Source organism: Mesorhizobium sp. M4B.F.Ca.ET.017.02.2.1, from assembly GCF_003998955.1.
Lineage (GTDB): Bacteria > Pseudomonadota > Alphaproteobacteria > Rhizobiales > Rhizobiaceae > Mesorhizobium > Mesorhizobium abyssinicae.
The window spans coordinates 1-2,024 of the sequence record NZ_RZOF01000569.1 but is presented as its reverse complement, the minus strand read 5'-3'; the positions used below and the strand labels follow the sequence as shown (position 1 = coordinate 2,024).

At 66.1% G+C, this 2,024-nt stretch carries 3 protein-coding genes; 2 read left to right on the top strand and 1 reads right to left on the bottom strand.

Features of this window, described 5'->3' with window-relative positions; all coding sequences use genetic code 11:
* Window positions 1-2: 2 nt before the first annotated feature.
* Window positions 3-194, bottom strand: a complete 192-nt coding sequence (locus EN738_RS33835) for a hypothetical protein (RefSeq protein ID WP_245493438.1) — start codon at window positions 192-194, stop codon at window positions 3-5.
* 111 nt (window positions 195-305) lie between these two features.
* On the opposite strand from EN738_RS33835, the gene EN738_RS33830 reads away from it, so the two are divergent.
* Together EN738_RS33830 and EN738_RS33825 are read left to right on the top strand one after the other, a co-directional pair.
* Window positions 306-998 carry a GntR family transcriptional regulator gene (locus EN738_RS33830; RefSeq protein ID WP_127287319.1) on the top strand — a complete coding sequence of 231 codons (693 nt, stop codon included), beginning with the start codon at window positions 306-308 and terminating at the stop codon, window positions 996-998.
* Between the two features lie 27 nt (window positions 999-1,025).
* Window positions 1,026-2,024, top strand: a 999-nt coding sequence (locus tag EN738_RS33825; RefSeq protein WP_127287318.1) for a mandelate racemase/muconate lactonizing enzyme family protein, incomplete at its 3' end; no start/stop codon positions are given.

The window sequence follows — 2,024 nt, the reverse complement described above, 5'->3', positions numbered from 1 at the left end:
CATCAGTCCCGGTCCCGCGGCGCCCTCGACTCCCACGTCGAGGGCGCCGTTTTGTTGAGCAAGGCGACCAGCCCGGCGATGTCGGCACGCTCGGCCTTTGCCGGCAGCATGAAGGCGCAATAGGGCTGGCCGAGGCGCACCGAGACCGACGACAGCGCGATCAGGCGGCCCGCTTCGAGATCGGCCCCGGCCATGATTGCCGCGCGGCCTGAGCCATCGACAGAAATTTCGGAATTCGCAAATTGCCCTCTTGTTAGATTGTCGACAATCTGTTTGTCTTCCGATGGTTCATCCGGAGTGGGCGCATGGCGAAGCTGGATTTCAGTCCGATCGCGGATACGACGCGCAGGGCGGAGATCGTTGCGCTGTTGCGGCGCGCCATCCTGACCGGCCAGCTGGAGCCGGGGCAGAAGCTCAACGAGCTCAGGATATCCGAACAGATGCGGGTAAGCCGCGCGCCGCTGCGCGAAGCGATGCGTGAGCTGGTCCAGGAAGGCATCCTGACCAGCATTCCCTACGCCGGCACCTTCGTCATCGATGTCACCGCCAAGGACATCATCGACGCCTATTCGCTCAACAAGGTGCTCGATGAATTCGCCATCGAGTGCACCTGGCCGCTGCGCGACCAGCGCTTCTTCGACGAGCTCGACCGCCGCCACGCGACGGTCAAGCAGGCGACGCGTGCGCTCGACACCACGCGCCAGATCGAGACGGCGCTGCAATTGCATGGCCTGATCTACGAATGGGCCGACAATTCCGTGCTTTTGGAAACCTGGCAGCGCCTGACCAGCCGGCTGCAGATGTATTTCGCGCTGCACCAGCAGGCGCGCGCCGAGCCGGTGCCCGCGGAGGATGTACACGAGACCTATGTGGCGCTGCTCAAGGGCAACGACATGCGCGCCGCCCAACGCCACGCGCGCGAGCATATCGACCTCGATTTCGAAGAGCTTCTCGCCTATGCGCGCAGCCTCGAAAAGCGCGCCTCGAAAGGCGCCTGACCAATCCCGCAGACAGTGGACGACAACGTGAAGATCAAGAGCATCAAGGCCTACCATGTCGTGCAGCCCTTCGTGGACGGGCCCTACCGGATGTCGAAGGGGCGCGTCGCCGACTGCTTCGACGCGGTGATCGTCGCCATCACCTCCGACAGCGGCGTGACGGGCTGGGGCGAGATGGCGCCGCTCGGCAATTTCTACTCGGCCGCGTTTCCGGCGGGAACGCGCGCGGGCGTGCCGGAAATCGCGCCGCATCTGATCGGCCAGGATCCGCGCGGCCTTGCCGGCATCGGCCGGCTGATGGACACGGTGTTCAAGGGTCATCCCTACATCAAGTCGGCGTTCGACATGGCCTGCTGGGACCTCGCGGCACGCGCCGCGGACGTGCCGCTGGTGACGATGCTCGGTGGCCGCGAGAGCGAGACGGCGGAGCTCTACAGGGTCGTCACGCACGGCACGCTCGACCAGATGGCCGCGCTCGCCAGGCGCATCGTCGCCGAGGGCTACCAACGGCTGCAGGTCAAGGTCGGCGGCAATGTCCGCGACGACATCGAGCGCGTGACGACGGTCGCCGCCGCCGTACCAAAGGGCACGGTGATCTTCTGCGACGCCAATGCCGGCTGGACACCCTACCAGGCGCGCCAGTTCGCCGATGCGACGCGCGCCATCGACTACACGTTCGAGCAGCCCTGCACGACGCTCGACGAGAACATGTCGGTGCGCCGCATGCTCGACAAGCCGATGGTGCTCGACGAATCCGTCACCTCGCTGGAGGAGATGCTGGAAATTCACCGCCGGGGCGCGGCCGACGGGCTGACGCTGAAGATCTCGCGGCTGGGCGGCGTCACCAGGACGCGGCAGATCCGCGACGTCGCAGTCGACCTCGGCTTCATGATCACGGTCGAGGACACCGGCGGCGCAGAGATCGACACGGCCGCCATGGCGCATCTGTCGCTGTCGACGCCGGAGGAGCGGCGGCTGCACGCCATCGCCTTCCACGAATGGGTGACGGTGCGCACCGCCTCGAAC